The sequence below is a fragment of the Geothermobacter ehrlichii genome (genome assembly GCF_008124615.1).
Lineage (GTDB): Bacteria > Desulfobacterota > Desulfuromonadia > Desulfuromonadales > Geothermobacteraceae > Geothermobacter > Geothermobacter ehrlichii.
Genome location: NZ_VNIB01000010.1, coordinates 18948 through 38664, shown reverse-complemented (window position 1 = coordinate 38664; position 19717 = coordinate 18948). Strand labels below are relative to the sequence as shown.

The window sequence follows — 19717 nt, the reverse complement described above, 5'->3', positions numbered from 1 at the left end:
CGATACTGACGCCAAAACAGGTTGTTGAAAAACGTGATGAGGCTGTTTTCAACGCCGTATCGCCAACCGCAATAGTTTTTCAACAACCTGAAAAAGACGGGAGGTTCCGACATGGCGGACGATCAACGCAAACGCAGCATCGAACTGGCAATGAGCCAGATCGAAAAACAGTTCGGCAAGGGGAGCATCATGCGCCTGGGAGAGGACTCCACCCTGCCCGGCGTTCAGGCCATCTCCACCGGCGCGCTCTCCCTCGACATCGCCCTCGGCGTTGGCGGTGTGCCGCGCGGCCGCATCATCGAGATCTACGGTCCCGAGTCTTCGGGCAAGACGACCCTGGCCCTGCACATCGTCTCCGAGGCGCAGAAGAAGGGTGGCATCGCCGCCTTCGTCGACGCCGAGCACGCCCTCGACATCCAGTACGCCCGGCAGCTCGGAGTCAAGACTGACGACCTGCTGGTGTCGCAGCCGGATACCGGCGAACAGGCCCTGGAGATCACCGAGGTGCTGGTGCGCAGCGGCGCCATCGACGTGCTGGTGGTCGACTCGGTCGCCGCCCTGGTGCCGCGCGCCGAGATCGAGGGCGAGATGGGCGACTCGCACATGGGGCTGCAGGCCCGGCTGATGTCGCAGGCGCTGCGCAAGCTGACCGCTACCATCAGCAAGAGCAACTGCTGCGTCATCTTCATCAACCAGATCCGGATGAAGATCGGCGTCATGTTCGGCAACCCGGAAACCACCACCGGCGGCAACGCCCTGAAGTTCTACGCCTCGGTGCGCATGGACATCCGCCGGATCGCCGCCATCAAGCAGGGCCAGGACGTCATTGGCAACCGCACCCGGGTCAAGGTGGTCAAGAACAAGGTCGCGCCACCGTTCAAGGAGGCCGAATTCGATATCATGTACGGTACCGGCATCTCGCGCGAAGGGGACATCCTCGATTTGGGGGTGGCGCAGGGCATCGTCGACAAGAGCGGCGCCTGGTACTCCTACGACGGCGAACGGATCGGCCAGGGGCGCGAAAACGCCAAACAGTTCCTCGCCGAGCATCCGGAGACGGCGGCGGCCATCGAAGCCGCCCTGCTCGAACATTTCGGTCTGAAGGAGCGGGAAGCCGTCGCTGAAGGAGCCTGAGCATGGAACTGAACAGCATCCTCGCCATGGCGCTCAAGGCGCGTGCCTCCGACGTCCACCTGAAGGCCGGGCTGCCGCCGATCTACCGCATCGACGGCAGCCTGCGTCCGCTGCCCAAGGCGCCGCGCATCACCCCGGAACAGACGAAGACCATCGCCCACAGCATCATGAACGAAGCCCAGCGCCGCCGCTTCGAGGAGAGTCACGAGGTCGACCTCTCCTACGGCGTGCCCGGTCTGGGGCGTTTTCGCGTCAACGCCTTCACCCAGCGCGGCTCCGTCTCCCTGGTCTTCCGGACCATCCCCTTCGAAACCAAGACCATCGACCAGCTGCTGCTGCCGCCGGTGCTGAAAAAGCTGGCCATGGAGCCGCGAGGGATGATCCTGGTCACCGGCGCCACCGGCTCGGGCAAATCGACGACTCTTTCGGCCCTGATCGACCACATCAACAGCCACCGCACCGCCCATATCGTCACCATCGAGGATCCGATCGAGTACCTGCACCGCGACAAGAAGAGCATCATCAACCAGCGCGAGGTCGGCTTCGACACCGAGAGCTTCAACATCGCCCTGAAAAGCGCCCTGCGCCAGGATCCGGACGTGATCCTGGTCGGCGAGATGCGCGACTACGAAACCATCGAGACCGCCATCACCGCCGCCGAAACCGGGCACCTGGTGCTCTCCACCCTGCACACCGTCGACGCCCCCGAAACCATCAACCGCATCATCGGCGTCTTTCCGCCCTACCAGCAGCGGCAGGTGAGGCTGCAGCTGGCCGCCATCCTCAAGGGGGTTATCTCCCAACGGCTGGTGCCGTGCGCCGACGGCAAGGGCCGGGTTCCGGCGGTGGAGGTCCTGGTTTCGACCGCGCGGGTGCGGGAACTGATCGAGGACAAGGACAAGACCAAGCTGCTGCGCGACACCATGGCCCAGGGCTATGTCTCCTACGGCATGCAGACCTTCGACCAGTCGCTGCTGCAGCTGTTGCAGAAAAAACTGATCACCTTCGAGGAGGCCCTGCGCCAGAGTTCGAACCCGGATGATTTCAAGCTCAAGGTCTCCGGCGTCTCCTCCACCTCCGACAGCACCTGGGACAATTTCGAGGACAAGGAAGCGAACCTGGACGTCCCCAAGCCGGCCGAAGGTGAAAAGATCCAGATCGACCGGTTCTGACAGGTGACCGGCGGGCGACGGCAAAAAAAGGGCGGCGACGCCTACGCGACGGCCCTGCGACTGCTGACCCGCAGGGACTACAGCTGCCGGGGGCTGGCCGAGCGGTTGCGCCAGCGGGGCTTCGCGCCGGACGACGTCGCCGCGGCCATCGATCGCTGCCGCCGGCTCGGCTACCTTGACGACCGGCGTTTCGCCGAACGAACCGCCCGCAACCTGGTTGCGGGCGGACGCGCCTGGGGAAGGCGGCTGCTGCTCGAACTGACCTGGCGCGGCATCGATCCGGAACTGGCCGAACAAGCCTGCGAGCTGGCCTGCGGCGGCTGTGACCCCGAGGCCCTGATTCGCGACCTGGCGGCCCGCCGCTACCCGGACATCGACTTTCTCCGGGCCGACGCGGCGGCGCGGCGACGGCTGGTCCAGTTCTTCCAGCGCCGCGGCTTTGCATTGGCAACCATCTTCTCCGCCCTCGAGGCGGAGGACTGACGCACGACAATCAGCGGGATTGCGCACCGTGATCGCGGCGCGCAATCCCGAAAAGTATCGAAAGGACATTCCATGCTCACTGGCAACCAGATCCGCAAGAAGTTTCTCGACTATTTCGCCCGCCACGGGCATACCATCGTGCCATCCTCGTCGCTGGTCCCGCACAACGACCCGACGCTGCTGTTCACCAACGCCGGTATGAACCAGTTCAAGGACTGCTTCCTCGGGGCCGAAAAGCGGGACTACGTCCGCGCCACCTCGTCGCAGAAATGCGTCCGGGCCGGCGGCAAGCACAACGACCTGGAGAACGTCGGCCGCACAGCCCGCCACCATACCTTCTTCGAGATGCTGGGCAACTTCTCCTTCGGCGACTATTTCAAGAAGGAAGCGATCGCCTTCGCCTGGCAATTCCTGACCGAAGAGCTGGGCATCGACAAGGAGCGCCTCTACGTCTCGGTCTATACCGACGATGACGAGGCGGCCGACATCTGGCACCGGCAGGAAGGCGTGCCGATCGAGCGCATCTTCCGCTTCGGCGAAAAGGACAACTTCTGGGCCATGGGCGACACCGGCCCCTGCGGACCCTGTTCGGAAATCTTCTACGACAACGGTCCCGAAGCCGGCTGCGGCAACCCCGACTGCACCGTCGGCTGCGACTGTGACCGCTACATGGAGATCTGGAACAACGTCTTCATGCAGTTCGACCGCCAACCCGACGGCACCCTGGTGCCGCTGCCGAAACCGGCGGTCGATACCGGCATGGGCCTGGAGCGGATCACCACCGTCATGCAGGGCGTGCTCTCCAACTACGATACCGACCTGCTGCGCGACATCATCCGTCACATCGAACAGCTCTCCGGCAAGACCTATGGCGACAACGCGGAGAATGACGTCTCCATGCGGGTGATGGCCGACCACAGCCGCGCCACCGCCTTTCTCATCGCCGACGGCGTCCTGCCCTCCAACGAGGGCCGCGGCTACGTGCTGCGCCGCATCATGCGCCGCGCCATGCGCCACGCCAGGATGCTCGGCTTCGAGGATCCGGTCCTGTTCAGGACCGCCACCTTCGTACTCGACTTCATGGCCGAGGCCTACCCCACCGAGGCGTCGCGCAAGGACTTCGTCGCCAAGGTGGTGCAGAACGAGGAGGAGCGCTTCATCCAGACCCTCGGCAACGGTCTGCGCATCCTGCAGGACGAGGTCGCCTCGCTGCGCGAGCAGGGGGCCAGCATCATCCCTGGCGAAACCGTCTTCCGCCTCTACGACACCTACGGCTTTCCCGTCGACCTGACCGCCGACATCGTCGAAAAGGAGGGCTTCACCCTCGACGAGGAGGGCTTCGAGGCCTGCATGGAAGAACAGCGGACCAAGGCGCGTGAACACTGGAAGGGTTCGGGCGAGGAGGCCGTCGCCCTGATCTACAAGCAGTTGGCGGACCGGGGCATGCGTTCCGAGTTCACCGGCTATGACCGGCTCGAGGACCGGGGCGAGGTTCTCGCCCTCATCCGCCAGAACCGGGAAGTCGACGAGGCCGCCTGCGGCGAGACGGTCGAAGTGATCTGCTCGGTCACCCCCTGCTATGGCGAGTCGGGCGGCCAGGTGGGCGATACCGGACGCATCCGCGCTCCCGAAGGGGAGCTGCGCATCATCGACACCCGCAAGCCACTGCCCAACCTGCACGTGCACGTCTGCGAGGTGGTCACCGGCGCCATCCGCAAGGGTGAAAGCGTCGACATCGCCGTCGACGGCGACCGCCGCCAGGCCATCGTTCGCAACCATACCGCCACCCACCTGCTGCAGGCGGCGCTGCAGAAAGTGCTCGGCGACCATGTCAAGCAGGCCGGCTCCCTGGTCGAGCCCGACCGCCTGCGCTTCGACTTCACCCATTTCTCCCCCCTGAGCGAAGAGGAGATCCGGCGGGTAGAGGACGAGGTCAACCGGCAGATTCTGGGCAACACGAAGGTCCAGGCCCGGCTGATGTCTGCCGACGACGCCCTGGCCGCCGGTGCCATGGCCCTGTTCGGCGAAAAGTACGGGGATATCGTCCGCGTGGTCAACGTCGGCGACTACAGCATGGAGCTGTGCGGCGGCACCCACGCCGACGCCTCGGGCGACATCGGCCTGTTCCGTATCGTCAGCGAAGGCGGCATCGCCGCCGGCGTCCGCCGCATCGAGGCGGTGACCGGCACCGGCGCCCTCGACTGGGTGCGGCAGCAGGAGAAGACCCTGCAGCAGGCCGCGGCCCTGGTCAAGAGCGACCCGCAGAACCTGGACGTGCGACTGCGCAAGCTGCTCGAACAGCAGAAGGAGCTGGAAAAAGAGGTCGAAACCCTGCGCCGCCGGCTGCAGGCCGGCCAGGCCGACAGCCTGCTGCAGCAGGCCGTCGAGGTCGAGGGCGTGCGCCTGCTGGCGACCGAAGTCGACGGCATGGACGGCAAGCAGCTGCGTGAGCTGGCCGACCGGTTGCGCGACAAACTGGGCAGCGGCGTCCTCGCCCTTGGCTGCAAAACCGGCGACAAGGTCAATCTGCTGGTGGCCGTCACCAAAGATCTGACCGCCCGGCTGCACGCCGGCAAGCTGGTCGCCGAACTGGCCAAAGCCGTCGGCGGCCGTGGCGGCGGACGCCCCGACCTGGCACAGGCGGGCGGTTCGCAGCCGGAGAAACTGGCCGAAACCCTGGCCGGCGCCGCCGACCTGATCAGGGCCCAGCTGGCGGGCTGAACCGGGCAGGCACGGGAGGAACCCTCGACATGAGCGCCGGCAAACGACCCCAACAGCAGGTGGCACCACAGCCGGCCTTGCAGCAGAGGCGGCAGAGTATCCTGGTGGTCGATGACGAGCCGGTGCTGCGCGACCTCTGCGCCCGTGCCCTGGACGGCTATCGCGTTCTCGAGGCTGAAAACGGCCGGCAGGCGCTGACCATCCTGGAAACAGAGCAGGTCGATGTCGTCCTTTCCGACGTCATGATGCCGCAAATGGACGGCCTCGACCTGCTGCGCCGCATCCGGGAAAGGGATCCCGACCAGGTGGTGGTCATGATGACAGGCTATGGCGACCGCGAGGTGGTGCTGCGGGCCCTGAAGCTGGATGCCGACGATTTTCTGACCAAGCCGGTCGACCCGCTGCAGCTGACCACCGTCATCCGGAAGACCCTGGAGAAGAAGGTCCTGCGCGAAGAGCTGCTTCGAGCCCGGAAAGGGGATCGGCTCAAGACCGAGTTCCTCGGCCTGGTTTCGCACAAGCTGAAGACACCGGTCACCGTCATCTCCCTCTTTCTGCAGAATCTGGCGCGCGAGCTGCCCCAGGACGGCATGGATGTCTGCCGCCAGAACCTTCCCCTCATCCAGCGCGAAACCGACTATCTCGCCGAACTGATCCAGGGACTGCTCTACTACAGCGAAAAGGTGCTGGCCGCCGGCCGGCCGCGGATCGAGCCGATCGAACTGCACGGCCCCCTCAAGGACTGTCTCGACGAAATCGAGCTGCGGGTCCGGGCCGCCGGCATCCGGCTCTCCACCCGCTTTCCCGACCGAATTCCGCCCGTCCGGGCCGACCGGGAGCGGCTGGTTTTCTGCCTGCGCGCCCTGCTCGATAACGCCGTCAAGTTCACCCCCTGCGGCGGCCGGATCGAGATCGGCGTCGAACGCGCGGACAACCGGGTCCTGCTGCATATCGCCGATGACGGGCCCGGTATCGACCCGAAGGAGCTCGGCCGGGTCTTCGACAAGTTCCACCAGGTCGATCCGCAACGAACCGGCCAGGTGCCCGGGTTCGGCCTCGGTCTTTACTACACCAGGGAATTCTGCAGGGCCATGGGCGGCGACGTGCGGCTCGACAGCACTCCGGGCAAGGGAACCCGGGCGACGCTCGTGCTGCCGACCGGCGACGCGTGAACGCCAGCTTTTCCCTTTCGCCTCTTCCCCTTCGCCCGAATCCCGAAATTGATGGTGGATTTGAGGGGAACTGTGCTATATTTTTACTTTTGATTTCGTGAACTAAACATCAAAATGGACAGGCAAGCATGTTTCGCGGCACAACCATCATCTGCGTGAGAAAGAACGGCGCCGTGGCCCTGGCAGGGGACGGCCAGGTGACCCTGGGCAACACGGTCATGAAGCATTCGGCCCGCAAGATACGCCGGCTGGGCGAGAACCGGGTTCTGGCCGGCTTCGCCGGCAGCACCGCCGACGCCTTCACCCTGTTCGAGAAGTTCGACGCCAAGCTCAAGGAGCTTCGCGGCAACCTGACGCGGGCGGCGGTGGAAATGGCCAAAGACTGGCGCACCGACCGGGTGCTGCGCCGTCTCGAGGCGCTGCTGGTGGTGGCCGACGCCGACACCACCCTGATCATTTCCGGCGCCGGCGACGTCATCGAACCGGACGACGGCATCGCCGCCATCGGCTCGGGCGGCGCCTACGCCCTGGCGGCGGCCAGGGCCATGGTCGACAGCAGCGAACTGGCGGCGCGACAGATCGCCGAAAAGGCGCTGCGCATCGCCGCCGATATCTGCATCTACACCAACGATCAGATCACCGTGGAGACACTGCCGTGAACGACCTGACACCACGCCAGATCGTCGAACAGCTCGACCGCTACATCATCGGCCAGCAGCAGGCCAAGCGCGCCGTGGCCATCGCCCTGCGCAACCGCTGGCGCCGGCAGCAGGTGGCGCCGGAGCTGCGCGACGAAATCGCGCCGAAAAACATCATCATGATCGGCCCCACCGGCGTCGGCAAGACCGAAATCGCCCGCCGCCTGGCCCGCCTGGCCAGGGCGCCCTTCATCAAGGTCGAAGCGAGCAAGTTCACCGAGGTCGGCTACGTCGGACGCGACGTCGAGAGCATGATCCGCGACCTGCTCGAACTGGCCATCCTGATGGTAAAGGAAGAAGAGGCGCAAAAAGTGCGCGCCAAGGCGGAGGCAGTCGCCGAAGAACGCCTGCTCGACCTGCTGCTGCCGGGCGAGGCACACCGCTTCGACGAAACGGCTGCCGCCGAGCCAGGTTCGACGCGGGAGAAGCTGCGCAAGCTGCTGCGCGAGGGACGCCTGGACGACCGGTTCGTCGAGCTGGAAACCCAGGAGGCGCAGACGCCGACCATGGAGATCTTCACTCCCCAGGGGAGCGAGCAGCTCGGCTTCAACATCAAGGAGATGTTCGGCAACCTGTTCCCGAAAAAGACCCGCCGGCAGCGGGTGCGGGTGGCCGAGGCGCGCGAACTGCTGATTCAGACCGAGGCGGACAAGCTGGTCGACATGGACCAGGTCCGACAGATGGCCCGCGAGCGGACCGAGCAGAGCGGCATCGTCTTCATTGACGAAATCGACAAGATCGCCTCCCGCGAGGGGGTGCACGGTCCCGAAGTCTCCCGCGAGGGGGTACAGCGCGACATTCTGCCCATCGTCGAAGGGAGCACGGTCAACACCAAGCACGGCCCGGTGAAGACCGACCATATCCTGTTCATCGCCGCCGGCGCCTTCCATGTCAGCAAGCCGTCGGACCTGATTCCCGAGCTGCAGGGGCGCTTTCCGATCCGGGTCGAGCTGGAGAACCTGGGCGAGGAGGAGTTCATCCGCATCCTGAGCGAACCGCGCAACGCCCTCATCCGCCAGTACACGGCCCTGCTCGAAACCGAGGGGATCGACCTGATCTTCGAGGACGACGCCATCGCCGAAATCGCCCGCACCGCCGCCCTGGTCAACGACCGCACCGAGAACATCGGCGCCCGGCGGCTGCACACCGTCATGGAGAAGCTGCTCGAGGACATCTCCTTCGACGCGCCGGAGATGCAGGAAAACCAGCTGACCATCGACGCCAGCTACGTCCGGGAAAAACTGACCGACATCGTCCAGGACGAGGATCTGTCGAGATATATCCTTTAACGGCAGGTGCCGGGTGCCGGGCACTGGGCGCTGAGAGAATCCAAACCCGGCGCCTGGAGCCCTGAGCCTGGGGCCTGGAGCGAAGCGACTATGCAGAAACTGATCGAAAAAGCCAATGTCCTGATGGAAGCCCTGCCCTGGATCAGGCGCTTCTACGGCAAGACCATCGTCATCAAGTACGGCGGCAACGCCATGGTCGACGAAAAGCTGAAAGAAGGGTTTGCGCGCGATGTCATCCTGATGAAGTACATCGGCCTGAACCCGGTCATCGTCCACGGCGGCGGTCCGCAGATCGGAGAGGTGCTCGACGCCATGGGCATCGAGACCCGGTTCGTCCAGGGAATGCGGGTTACCGACGCCGCCACCATGGGGGTGGTCGAGATGGTCCTCGGCGGCAAGGTCAACAAGGAGATCGTCGCCAACATCAACGCCCACGGCGGCAAGGCAGTAGGTCTGACCGGCAAGGACGGCGGCCTGATCCGGGCCCGCAAGCTGGAAATGACCAAGGTCAACCCGGAGACCCTCTCCCCCGAGATCATCGACATCGGCATGGTCGGCGAGGTGGACGTCATCGATCCGCAGGTGATCCGGGCCCTGGAGGCCAACAACTTCATTCCGGTGATCGCGCCGGTCGGCATCGGCGCCGACGGCCGCTCCTACAACATCAACGCCGACCTGGTCGCCGGACGCATCGCCGGCGCCCTGCAGGCTGAAAAGCTGATCCTGCTGACCGACGTCGAAGGCGTCAAGGACACGAACGGCGCCCTGATCTCGACCATCGACTACCGCGAAGTACCGAAGCTGATCGCCGACGGCACCCTGACCGGCGGCATGATCCCCAAGGCCACCTGCTGCGTCGATGCGGTTCGGGAAGGCGTGGCCAAAACCCACATCATCGACGGCCGGGTCGAACACGCCTGCCTGCTCGAGATCTTCACCGACAAGGGCATCGGCACCGCGATAGCGGATTTCGGGAGCAACCAGGCTTGAGGCCAAAGGCCAAGGGAAAGAGACAAACGACAGGAGGTCAGGGAGCAGCGGGCCGGCGGTGGCCGATGCAGACTGCTCGCCCCGGAACGCTCCTGGCGAACCTGTTCTGCAAGGAAACCACCAATGAGCGACAATCAGCACTGGATCGAACGGGCCGACAAGGTCATCGCCGCCACCTACGGACGCTATCCCGTCGCGCCGGTTCGCGGCGAAGGCTGCCGGCTCTACGACGCCGACGGCAGAGAATATCTCGATTTTCTCGCCGGGGTGGCGGTCAACAATCTCGGCCACTGCCATCCGAAGGTGGTGGCGGCCATCCAGGAGCAGGCGGCGACTCTCATCCACTGCTCCAACTTCTACCAGATTCCGCAGCAGATCGAACTGGCCGAGCGGCTCACCGCCCACGCCTTTGCCGGCAAGGTCTTCTTCTGCAATTCGGGGGCCGAAGCCAACGAGGCGGCGATCAAGCTGGCCCGCAAATACAGCCGTGAGCACAAAGGCACGGACCGCTTCGAAATCCTCACCGCCACCGCCTCCTTTCACGGCCGGACCATGGCGACCATCAGCGCCACCGGCCAAGAGAAGGTTCGTGTCGGCTACGAACCGGTGCTGCCGGGCTTTGTCCACCTGCCTTTCGGCGACATCGAGGCGCTGCGCAAGGCGGTCACGGCACGCACCTGCGCCGTCATGCTGGAGCCGATCCAGGGCGAAGGGGGCGTGATCGTGCCGCCCGAAGGCTACCTGCAGCAGGTTCGCGAGCTCTGCGACCAGCACAAACTGCTGCTGATTTTCGACGAGGTGCAGACCGGCTGCGGCCGCACCGGCTACCTGTTCGCCTGGCAGCACGACCATGTCCGGCCCGACATCATGACCCTGGCCAAGGGGCTGGGCGGCGGCGTGCCCATCGGCGCCATGCTGGCCGTCGACAAGGTGGCAGCCAGCTTCGGGCCCGGCAGCCACGGCTCGACCTTCGGCGGCAATCCGCTGGCCACGGCGGCTGCCCTGGCGGTCATGCGGGAGCTGACCGAGGGGCGCATCCTCGACAACTGCGTCGCCGTCGGCGCCTACCTGCGCCTGCGTCTCGAACAGCTGAAAAAGGAGTTCGCCTGGATCCGCGAGGTGCGCGGCCGCGGGCTGATGCTCGGCATGGAACTGGACATCGACGGCGCGCCGCTGGTGGAGCGGGCGCTGCAGCGCGGGCTGCTGATCAACTGCACCGTCGGCAGGGTGCTGCGCTTCGTGCCGCCGCTAACGGTCAACCGCGAAGAAGTCGACCGGGCGATGGACATTCTGCAGGCGGTCTTCCGGGAACAGGCCGCTACCGACAACACGAAACAACCCTGACCGGTGTTTATTTTATCTGCATGGGAGACTTGGAATGCCAAAGGACTTTCTCTGTCTGACCGACTGGAACAAGGAGGAGCTCGACCGGATCTTCGCCCTGACCGCCGACCTGAAGGCGCGGCAAAAACGGGCGGAGCCCCATCGCCTGCTGGAGGGCAAGACCCTGGCGATGATCTTCGAAAAGAGTTCGACACGCACCCGGGTTTCCTTCGAGGTCGGCATGTTTCAGCTCGGCGGCCACGCCCTCTTTCTGCATTCCGGAACGACGCAGATGGGACGGGGCGAGCCGATCAAGGATACAGGCCGGGTGATGGCGCGCTACTGCGACGGCATCATGATCCGCACCTTCTCGCAGGAAGCGGTAGAGGAGCTGGCCCACTGGTCGAAGGTGCCGGTCATCAACGGCCTGACCGACCTCTATCACCCCTGCCAGCTGATGGCCGACCTGTTCACCGTCATTGAGCACAAGGGAGGCTACGAGGGCCTGACCTTCGCCTGGATCGGCGACGGCAACAACATGGCCAACAGCTGGATCAACGCCGCCGCCGTCTTCGGCTTCCGTCTGCAGGTCGCCACCCCGGAGGGCTACCGTCCTGACGAAGAGGTGATGCGGCGGGCGGCGGAGCTGGGAGCGGACGTCAGCTACACCTCCGATCCGCTGGCGGCGGCCGAGGGCGCCGACGTGCTGTCGACCGACGTCTGGGCCAGCATGGGGCAGGAGGACGAGGCGGAGAAGCGCCGCCGGGCCTTTGCCGGCTATCAGCTCAACCGGCCCGTCCTCGAGGCGGCGGCCGACGACGCCATCGTGCTGCACTGCCTGCCGGCCCACCGCGGCGAGGAGATCACCGACGAGGTGATCGAAAGCAAGCAGTCGGTGGTGTTCGACGAGGCGGAAAACCGCCTGCACGTGCAAAAGGCGATCATGGCGACATTGATGGGATAAAGGCGGGCTTGAGGCATCGGGCATCAGACGTTGGGAAAAAGCCCGGCGCCCGACGCCCGGCGTCCAGCGCCGGAATTTACAGATGACCATCACCTGCCCACATTGCCGCTACCGGCGTGACGTTCCCGCCGAACGGATTCCGCCACGCACCGTCCGGGTGCTCTGTCCGCGATGCGGACAGCGCTTTGCCTGGACACCGCCGGACCGGCAGCCGGCCCCGGCGGCAGCCGAAACGTCCACGGCGAAACCGTCCCCGATACGTTCGGAGCCTGGCGAACAAACGCAGGCGACGCCGGCAGCGGCCAGAACCGAGACCGCCGGTTTCGGACTGCGGCTGGTCGCCCACCTTCTCGACTGCGTCGCCTTTTCGCTGCTGGTGCTGGTGCTGGCTTTCGGTCTGAGCCTGATCATCCACCTCTTCGGTGGCAGTCACCCGCGCGCCCTGGAACTGATGGGCCTGCTGGCCCTGTTTGTCCTGCTCACCGCCCACTGGCTGTTCGCGGTGGTCTTCATCGGCTACTGCGGCCAGACGCCGGGCAAGATGGTCACCCGCATCCGGGTCGAGAGAGCGGACGGCTCCGAGGTCGGCTATGCCGCGGCCTTTCTGCGCGAGGTGGTGGCCAAGCCGATTTCGGCCCTGGTCCTGTTTTGCGGCTATCTCATGATACTCTTTGACCCGCAGCATCGGGGACTGCACGACAAAATCGCCGGAACGAGGGTCGTCAAGCTGTAAGCTGTAAGAATAGTTATAGAAAATTCTATTCAAGAAACCAACTCAGGAGCATCTGCAATGAGCAAGCATGGAACGGTCAAGAAGGCTGTCCTCGCCTACTCGGGCGGGCTGGATACGTCAATCATCCTCAAATGGCTGATCGAGGAATACGGCTGCGAGGTGGTAGCCTTTTCCGCCGATCTCGGCCAGGGCGAGGAGCTCGATCACATTCCGCAAAAGGCCAAGGACACCGGCGCCTCCGCCTGCTACGTCCTCGACCTGCGCGAAGAATTCGTACGCGACTTCGTCTTCCCCATGTTCCGCGCCAACGCCATCTACGAGGGCCGCTACTTTCTCGGCACCTCCATCGCCCGGCCGCTGATCGCCAAGGCGCAGATGGAAATCGCCGCCAAGGAGGGGGCAGACGCCGTCTCCCACGGCGCCACCGGCAAGGGGAACGACCAGGTCCGCTTCGAACTCGCCTACTACCACTTCGATCCCAACGTCAAGGTCATCGCTCCCTGGCGGGAATGGGACCTGAACAGCCGCAGCGCCCTGGAAGCCTACGCCCGCAAGCATGGCATCCCGGTGCCGACCAGCAAGAAATTCCCCTGGAGCTCCGACCGCAACCTGCTGCATATCTCCTTCGAGGGGGACGTGCTCGAGGACCCCTGGGCCGAACCGCCGGAGGAGATGTACGTGATGACCCGGCGGCCCGAGGATGCCCCCGACAAGCCGGAATACCTGGAGATCGAATTCGAACAGGGGAACCCGGTGGCAATCAACGGCGAGCGGCTCTCCCCGGCCAACCTGCTGGCCAGACTCAACCAGTACGGCTACGAGCACGGCATCGGCCGTCTCGACCTGCTGGAGAACCGCTACGTCGGCATGAAGAGCCGCGGCGTGTACGAAACCCCCGGCGGCACCATTCTCGAAGAAGCGCACCGCGGCGTCGAGCAGATCACCATGGACCGCGAGGTGATGAACCTGCGCGACTCCCTGGTGCCCCGCTACGCGGCGATGATCTACAACGGCTACTGGTTCTCCCCCGAACGCGAAGCGCTGCAGGCGCTGATCGACGAAACCCAGAAGACGGTCAACGGCGTTGCCCGGGTCAAGCTCTACAAGGGACACTGCCGGGTGGTCGGCCGCAAGTCGGACACCCACTCCCTGTTCAACCCCGATTTCGCCACTTTCGAGGCCGACGAGGTCTACAACCAGGCCGATGCCGAGGGCTTCATCAAGCTCAACGCCCTGCGGCTGCGCATCCGCAGCATGATGAACAAAAGCAGGCGCTAGACGCCAGGCGCCCGGCGCCTCGAGCCCGGTTTTTTGAATGGAATTCAAAAAACAGCACATCAAGACCTCCGTGGTCGCCTGTATCGTCGACGAGCAGCGCCGGGTCCTGCTGACCCGGCGCTGCATCGAGCCCTTCTGCAGCCAGTGGGTGATGCCGGGGGGGAAGATCGATCACGGCGAACCGATCCTCGCCGCCCTGCACCGCGAAGTGCGGGAGGAGGTCGGCCTGCTTGTCGGCGTCGACGGCCTGATCGACGTCTACGAGCACATCGGCGTCGGCTGCGGGCAGGATCACTACGTCATCCTCTACTACCGCTGCCATCCGACCGGCGGCAACCTGCGCCCCAACAAGACCGAATGCACCGAGGCGGCCTGGTTCTCCCGCGAAGCACTGCCGGGAATGGACCTGCCACCCGGCTGCCGACACATCCTCGCCCGGGTCTTTCCCGAACTCGACTGGGGGCCCGAGCACGCCATCATCGACGCGGCGGGCGAAATCCCAGACCAGATGCGCCTGCCCTGACGGAGTCAGCGATGGTACGCATCGTCGAAAAGGACATCCAGGTCGCCATCCCCCGCGGTCATCACCTGCATGCGATGACCTGCCAGCTCACCAACCACCTCGAACAAACCGATCTTGCCTTCCGCATAGCCGATCCCGAAGAACAGTGGCGACAGATTCACACCATTTTCGAGATGGTCGCCACCGGCGAAAAGAACCTGAAAAAGCTCCATTTCCTGATTCTGCCTGAATCAATCATGCCGGCCGCCCGGGTCGATGACGCCCTGGCCCTGATCGGCGACCGCTTCCGCCCCAACACCGTCACCATCTTCGGCGTCGAGCACGTGACCCTGGCCGATTTTCACGCCCGGCTGCAAAGGCACGCCGGGGACAACGCCGAACTGCTGGCCGAAGTCGAACGGGACCTCGACTCCGGCGACGTCGAGCAGATGCCGGTCAACTGGTGCGTCATCGCCTGCAAGGAGAACAGCGGCCGGCTGCGGGTCTTTCTCGAAGCCAAGAGTCATCCCTTCGGCGGCGAGGAGACTCTCGATTCGCTGCACGACCTCTACCGGGGCCGGATCTTTCCCCTGCTGCGCTGCCATCCGACCTGCTTCAACTTCATGAACCTGATCTGTCTCGACTACGTCTACCGCGACCTCTACCAGTCGAACATCAGCGCCATCATCTCCCGCGCCAACGAACTCTTCTTCGCCTCACGCCAGCGGCTCGACCTGCTGACCGTCATCCAGTGCAACCCCAAGCCGGAACACCAGGCCTTCCGCGACGTGGTCAACGGCTTCTACGGCGAATATCTCGAATACACCCCCGGCGTGCGCGACGCCATCACCCTGTTCTGCAACAGTTCCGGCGCCACCCGCTGCGGGGGGCTCGAGGTGCCACCGGAGGCTTTCGGCCACTCGAGCGTCATCATCCACAAGAGCCACAAGCTGGAGCAGGTGCGGCTGGCCGAATTCGCCACCGACGATTTCGGCGGACTGCCGGTCTGCCGGCTGCGCTTCGGGCTGGAACCACGCCTCTATTTCTTCAACCTGCCCGTCTTCCACGAACTCGATCCCCGAACCACCCGGGTGCCGCTGAAAATCCACGCCATCTTCCGTCCCACCCCGCAGGGCACATGGGTGCGCATGGCCGGCAACGAGCTGGTCGGCGGCGTGACCGGAAACTGAGCGCACGCGCCACAAGCGCGGTTTCTTTCGCTTGCAAAATGGGGTATAAAACGGATTCGGCTTCGCCGTCGTTGCGACATCAGACCAGACTGAGAGGAACCCATCCATGAGCGACAAACCCTGGGCCGGACGCTTCACCCAGCCGACCGATCAGTTCGTCGAGGAGTTCACCGCCTCCATCAGCTTTGACCAGCGCCTCTACCGCTACGACATCCGCGGCTCCATCGCCCACGCCCGGATGCTGGCACGGCAGGGCATCATCGGTCAGGACGAGGCCGAGCGCATCGTCTTCGGCCTGAACGAAATCCTCGAGGAGATCGAAGCGGGGAAATTTACCTTTTCGGTCAGCCTCGAGGACATCCACATGAACATCGAAAAGCGGCTGATCGACAAGATCGGCCCGGTCGGCGGCAAGCTGCACACCGCGCGCTCACGCAACGACCAGGTCGCCCTCGACATCCGCCTCTACCTGCGCGACGAGATCGACGCCATCGTCGGCTTTCTCGAAAAGCTGCAGACCGCCCTGGTCGACCAGGCCGAGGCCAACCTCGATGTCATCATGCCGGGCTACACCCACCTGCAGACCGCCCAGCCGGTGCTCTTCGCCCACCACATGCTGGCCTACTTCGAGATGTTCAGCCGCGACAGCGAACGGATGCGGGAGATCCGCCGCCGCCTCAACCGGCTGCCGCTGGGCGCCGGCGCCCTGGCTGGAACCACCTTCCCTATCGACCGGGAATGGGTGGCCGAGCAGCTCGGCTTCGACGGCGTCACCCGCAACAGCCTCGACTCGGTCTCCGACCGCGACTTCGCCATCGAGTTCTGCGCCGCCGCCAGCATCCTGATGATGCACCTGTCGCGCCTCTCCGAGGAGCTGATCCTCTGGTCGAGCGCCGACTTCGACTTCATCGAGCTGTCCGACGCCTTCTGCACCGGCAGTTCGATCATGCCGCAGAAGAAAAACCCGGATGTGCCGGAACTGGTGCGCGGCAAGACCGGCCGGGTCTACGGCAACCTGGTCAGCCTGCTGACCCTGATGAAGTCGCTGCCGCTGGCCTACAACAAGGATATGCAGGAGGACAAGGAGCCGCTGTTCGACACCCTCGACACGGTCAAGGGCTCGCTGAAGATCTTTGCCGACATGATCGCCGAAATGAAAGTCAAGGCCGACCGGATGCGCCGGGCCGCGGCCCGAGGCTTCTCCACCGCCACCGACGTCGCCGACTACTGCGTGCGCAAGGGGCTCCCCTTTCGCCAGGCGCACGAGGTGGTGGGCAAGACCGTCCGCTACTGCATCGAACAGGGCAAGGACATCCCCGAGCTCAGCCTCGATGAATTCCGCCAGTTCAGCGAGCTGATCGACGAGGACATCTACGACTTCGTCACCCTCGAGGCCTCGGTCGACGCCCGCAAGGCCACCGGCGGCACGGCGAAAGAAGCTGTGGCGCGCGAAATCGCCCGCGCCCGGCAGCAGCTCTCCGGATGACGATGCGCAGGCTGGCTGTCCTCGGACTTCTGATGCTGCTGACCGCCTGCGGCCACAAGGGGCCGGTGCGCCCTCTCGGCCAGCCACTGCCGGACGGCGTGCGGCAGCTGCAGCTCGAACAGTTCGGCGACGGCCTGCTCCTCTCCTGGCTGCCGCCCAAGGCCAATCAGGACGGCAGCCCCCTCGCCCCGATCCGGCACTACGCCGTCTATCGCCAGCAGTTCGACCCGGCGGACGACTGCCCCGACTGCCGGCCGCCGCGCCAGCCGATCGCCAGAATCCGCCCGGAGCAGGCCACATCCCCGTCCGGTCGCATCCACTTTTTCGACAACCGGGGCCTGCAGCCCGAAAGCGGCTACCGCTACCGGGTGGTCGCCGTCAGCCGCTCCCGGCAGCCGGGCCTGCCGGCGCAGACCCAGCGGGTCTTTCTCCCGTCGCCGCCGGCGCCCGGCCAACTGCAGGGCGAAAGCCTCGAACGACTGAATCGCCTGCGGTGGCAACCGCCGACCGCCGAAGGTTTCGAACTGCTCGGTTACCTGGTCTACCGCGGAGTAGCGAACCGGCCGGCCGGATTCACGCCGCTGAATGCCGAGCCGCTGAACGAAGCCCGCTACGACGATTTCGACCTGACGCCGGGGGTCCGCTACCGCTACCGGGTACGGGCGCTCTACCGGCTGCGGGGCCAAAAAGTCGTTTCCGGTGCCAGCGACGCGCTCACCCTGACCGCCCGGCCCTGAGCCGAAGCGGCGGCGCTTTACTTTGCCCCGCCGGTGTGATACCAAAAAGTTTTCCGGTCCGCCCCCTTGCGGACCGTTTCGGGGAGTATTTTCAGCCGTAACCGTTGAGGAGGAGGAAACACCATGGCCCACTTTTCCGGATCGATGGTCGCCATCATTACCCCGTTCAGGGAAGATGGCACGTTCGACGAAGAACGCTACCGGGAACTGATCGAATTCCAGATCGAAAAAGGCACCGACGTCATCGTCCCCTGCGGCACCACCGGGGAGTCGGCGACGCTCGACTTCGAGGAACACGACTACGTCATCAAGACCTGCATCGACCAGGTCAACAAGCGGGTTCCAGTCATCGCCGGCACCGGCGCCAACAACACCGCCGAGGCGATCCACCTGTCGCAGAATGCCAGGAAGAACGGCGCCGACGGCCTGCTGCTGGTCTGTCCCTACTACAACAAGCCGTCGCAGGAAGGCATCTACCGCCACTACCGCAAGATCGCCGAGGAAGTTGCCCTGCCCCAGGTGCTCTACAACGTGCCCGGCCGCACCGGCGTCAACATCAGCGCCGAGACCACCTGCCGCCTGGCCGAGTTGGACAACGTCGTCGCCATCAAGGAAGCATCCGGCGACCTGACCCAGATCAGCGAAATCATCGCCCGCGCCGGCGACAAGATCGACGTCATCTCCGGCGATGACTTTCTTACCTTTCCGATGATGGCCTGCGGCGCCGTCGGCGTCATCTCGGTGACCGCCAACATCGCGCCGGACAGGGTCAAGCGCATGGTCGCCGCTGCGGCCGAAGGCGACTACGCTACCGCCCGCAAACTGCACCTGCAGCTGCTGGAACTGCACAAGGCCATGTTCATCGAGAGCAATCCGGTGCCGGTCAAGACCTCGGCCAGCCTGATGGGCAAGTGCGGCGACACCGTGCGCCTGCCGCTGGCCCCCATGGCGCCGGCCAACCTGGAGAAGCTGCAGGCGGTGCTGAAGAAATACGAGTTGATTTAACAAACTCCATGAGCTTTCAAAAGGTTTCAACATGACCAAGATTGCCGTCACAGGAGCTGCCGGTCGCATGGGCGGCCGCATCATCACCCTGGCGACCGAAAGTGACCGGCTGCAGGTCGTCGGCGCGGTCGAGATGGCCGGGCACCCGAAACTCGGACAGGACGCCGGTCTTGTCGCCGGCTGCGGCGAGCTCGGCGTCGCCATCACCGATTCGCTCGAGCAGGCCCTGCAGGACGCCGACCTGCTCATCGACTTCACCTTCCCCCAGGTGACCCTGGCCAACGCCGAGGCCTGCGCCCGCCTCGGCAAAGGGATGGTCATCGGTTCGACCGGCTTCAAGCCGGACGAACGGGAACGGCTGCGGCAGATCACTGCCGGCATTCCGGTGGTCTTCGCCCCCAACATGAGCGTCGGCGTCAACGTCTGCTTCAAGATCCTCAAGGATATCGCCAAGACCCTGGGCGACGGCTTCGACGTCGAGATCGTCGAACTGCATCACAACAAGAAGAAGGACGCCCCTTCCGGCACCGCCGTCCGCATGGGCGAGATCGTCGCCGAGGCCCTGGGACGCGACTACGACCGGGTGGCCAACTACCACCGCGAAGGGATGTGCGGCGAGCGCGACCCTGAAGAGATCGGCATGCAGACCGTGCGCGGCGGCGATATCGTCGGCGAACACACCGTCTACTTCATCGGCATGGGCGAACGCATCGAGCTGACCCACCGCGCCATGAGCCGCGACATGTTCGCCCGCGGCGCCATCCGCGCCGCCGCCTGGCTGGGGGGCAAGCCGGCCGGGATGTACGACATGCAGGCGGTTTTGGGGCTCGACTGAGCCCC

General features: G+C 64.9%; 18 protein-coding genes. All 18 read left to right on the top strand.

The features are described 5' to 3' along the window. The first annotated feature begins 111 nt into the window (after positions 1-111). The 18 genes from recA (at position 112) to dapB (ending at position 19712) form a co-directional block, all read left to right on the top strand. On the top strand, positions 112-1134 hold the full coding sequence (recA, locus tag EDC39_RS10770) for a recombinase RecA (protein WP_148896395.1): 1023 nt from the start codon (positions 112-114) through the stop codon (positions 1132-1134). Positions 1135-1136: 2 nt separating this feature from the next. Continuing rightward, on the top strand, positions 1137-2306 hold the full coding sequence (locus EDC39_RS10765; protein WP_148896394.1) for a type IV pilus twitching motility protein PilT: 1170 nt from the start codon (positions 1137-1139) through the stop codon (positions 2304-2306). A 3-nt stretch (positions 2307-2309) separates the two neighbouring features. Next, entirely contained in the window at positions 2310-2789 is a 480-nt protein-coding gene (locus EDC39_RS10760; RefSeq protein ID WP_148896393.1) for a regulatory protein RecX, read from the top strand. 72 nt (positions 2790-2861) lie between these two features. Next, positions 2862-5510 (top strand): alanine--tRNA ligase, encoded by a 2649-nt coding sequence (gene alaS, locus EDC39_RS10755; RefSeq protein ID WP_148896392.1) that lies wholly within the window; start codon positions 2862-2864, stop codon positions 5508-5510. A 29-nt stretch (positions 5511-5539) separates the two neighbouring features. Continuing rightward, positions 5540-6682: an ATP-binding response regulator gene (locus tag EDC39_RS10750; RefSeq protein WP_148896391.1), complete on the top strand. Its 1143-nt coding sequence runs from the start codon at positions 5540-5542 to the stop codon at positions 6680-6682. A gap of 128 nt (positions 6683-6810) precedes the next feature. Next, a complete protein-coding gene (hslV, locus tag EDC39_RS10745; RefSeq protein WP_148896390.1) occupies positions 6811-7341 on the top strand; it encodes an ATP-dependent protease subunit HslV in 531 nt (176 codons plus the stop codon). Then, positions 7338-8669 (top strand): ATP-dependent protease ATPase subunit HslU, encoded by a 1332-nt coding sequence (gene hslU / locus EDC39_RS10740; RefSeq protein WP_148896389.1) that lies wholly within the window; start codon positions 7338-7340, stop codon positions 8667-8669. The genes hslV and hslU overlap by 4 nt, the downstream gene beginning before the upstream one ends. Before the next feature lie 90 nt (positions 8670-8759). Then, complete coding sequence (gene argB / locus EDC39_RS10735) at positions 8760-9659, top strand: acetylglutamate kinase (RefSeq protein ID WP_148896388.1); 900 nt, start codon at positions 8760-8762, stop codon at positions 9657-9659. A 123-nt stretch (positions 9660-9782) separates the two neighbouring features. Beyond that, positions 9783-11003 (top strand): acetylornithine transaminase, encoded by a 1221-nt coding sequence (locus tag EDC39_RS10730; protein WP_148896387.1) that lies wholly within the window; start codon positions 9783-9785, stop codon positions 11001-11003. 34 nt (positions 11004-11037) lie between these two features. Next, positions 11038-11946 (top strand): ornithine carbamoyltransferase, encoded by a 909-nt coding sequence (gene argF / locus EDC39_RS10725; RefSeq protein WP_148896386.1) that lies wholly within the window; start codon positions 11038-11040, stop codon positions 11944-11946. 82 nt (positions 11947-12028) lie between these two features. Beyond that, positions 12029-12679 (top strand): RDD family protein, encoded by a 651-nt coding sequence (locus tag EDC39_RS10720; RefSeq protein ID WP_148896385.1) that lies wholly within the window; start codon positions 12029-12031, stop codon positions 12677-12679. A gap of 57 nt (positions 12680-12736) precedes the next feature. Further along, positions 12737-13957: an argininosuccinate synthase gene (locus tag EDC39_RS10715; RefSeq protein ID WP_148896384.1), complete on the top strand. Its 1221-nt coding sequence runs from the start codon at positions 12737-12739 to the stop codon at positions 13955-13957. A gap of 37 nt (positions 13958-13994) precedes the next feature. Continuing rightward, entirely contained in the window at positions 13995-14480 is a 486-nt protein-coding gene (locus tag EDC39_RS10710; RefSeq protein WP_148896383.1) for an NUDIX domain-containing protein, read from the top strand. An 11-nt stretch (positions 14481-14491) separates the two neighbouring features. Next, positions 14492-15649, top strand: coding sequence for a hypothetical protein (locus tag EDC39_RS10705; RefSeq protein ID WP_148896382.1), 1158 nt, complete (start codon positions 14492-14494; stop codon positions 15647-15649). A gap of 106 nt (positions 15650-15755) precedes the next feature. Then, a complete protein-coding gene (argH, locus tag EDC39_RS10700) occupies positions 15756-17135 on the top strand; it encodes an argininosuccinate lyase (protein ID WP_148896381.1) in 1380 nt (459 codons plus the stop codon). Then, complete coding sequence (locus EDC39_RS10695) at positions 17132-17872, top strand: fibronectin type III domain-containing protein (RefSeq protein WP_148896380.1); 741 nt, start codon at positions 17132-17134, stop codon at positions 17870-17872. The genes argH and EDC39_RS10695 overlap by 4 nt, the downstream gene beginning before the upstream one ends. Before the next feature lie 123 nt (positions 17873-17995). Further along, positions 17996-18877 (top strand): 4-hydroxy-tetrahydrodipicolinate synthase, encoded by an 882-nt coding sequence (dapA, locus tag EDC39_RS10690; RefSeq protein ID WP_148896379.1) that lies wholly within the window; start codon positions 17996-17998, stop codon positions 18875-18877. A 31-nt stretch (positions 18878-18908) separates the two neighbouring features. Beyond that, the gene (gene dapB / locus EDC39_RS10685) at positions 18909-19712 is read left to right on the top strand and encodes a 4-hydroxy-tetrahydrodipicolinate reductase (RefSeq protein WP_148896378.1); all 804 of its coding nucleotides are present in this window, start codon (positions 18909-18911) and stop codon (positions 19710-19712) included. The last annotated feature ends 5 nt before the right edge of the window (positions 19713-19717 follow it).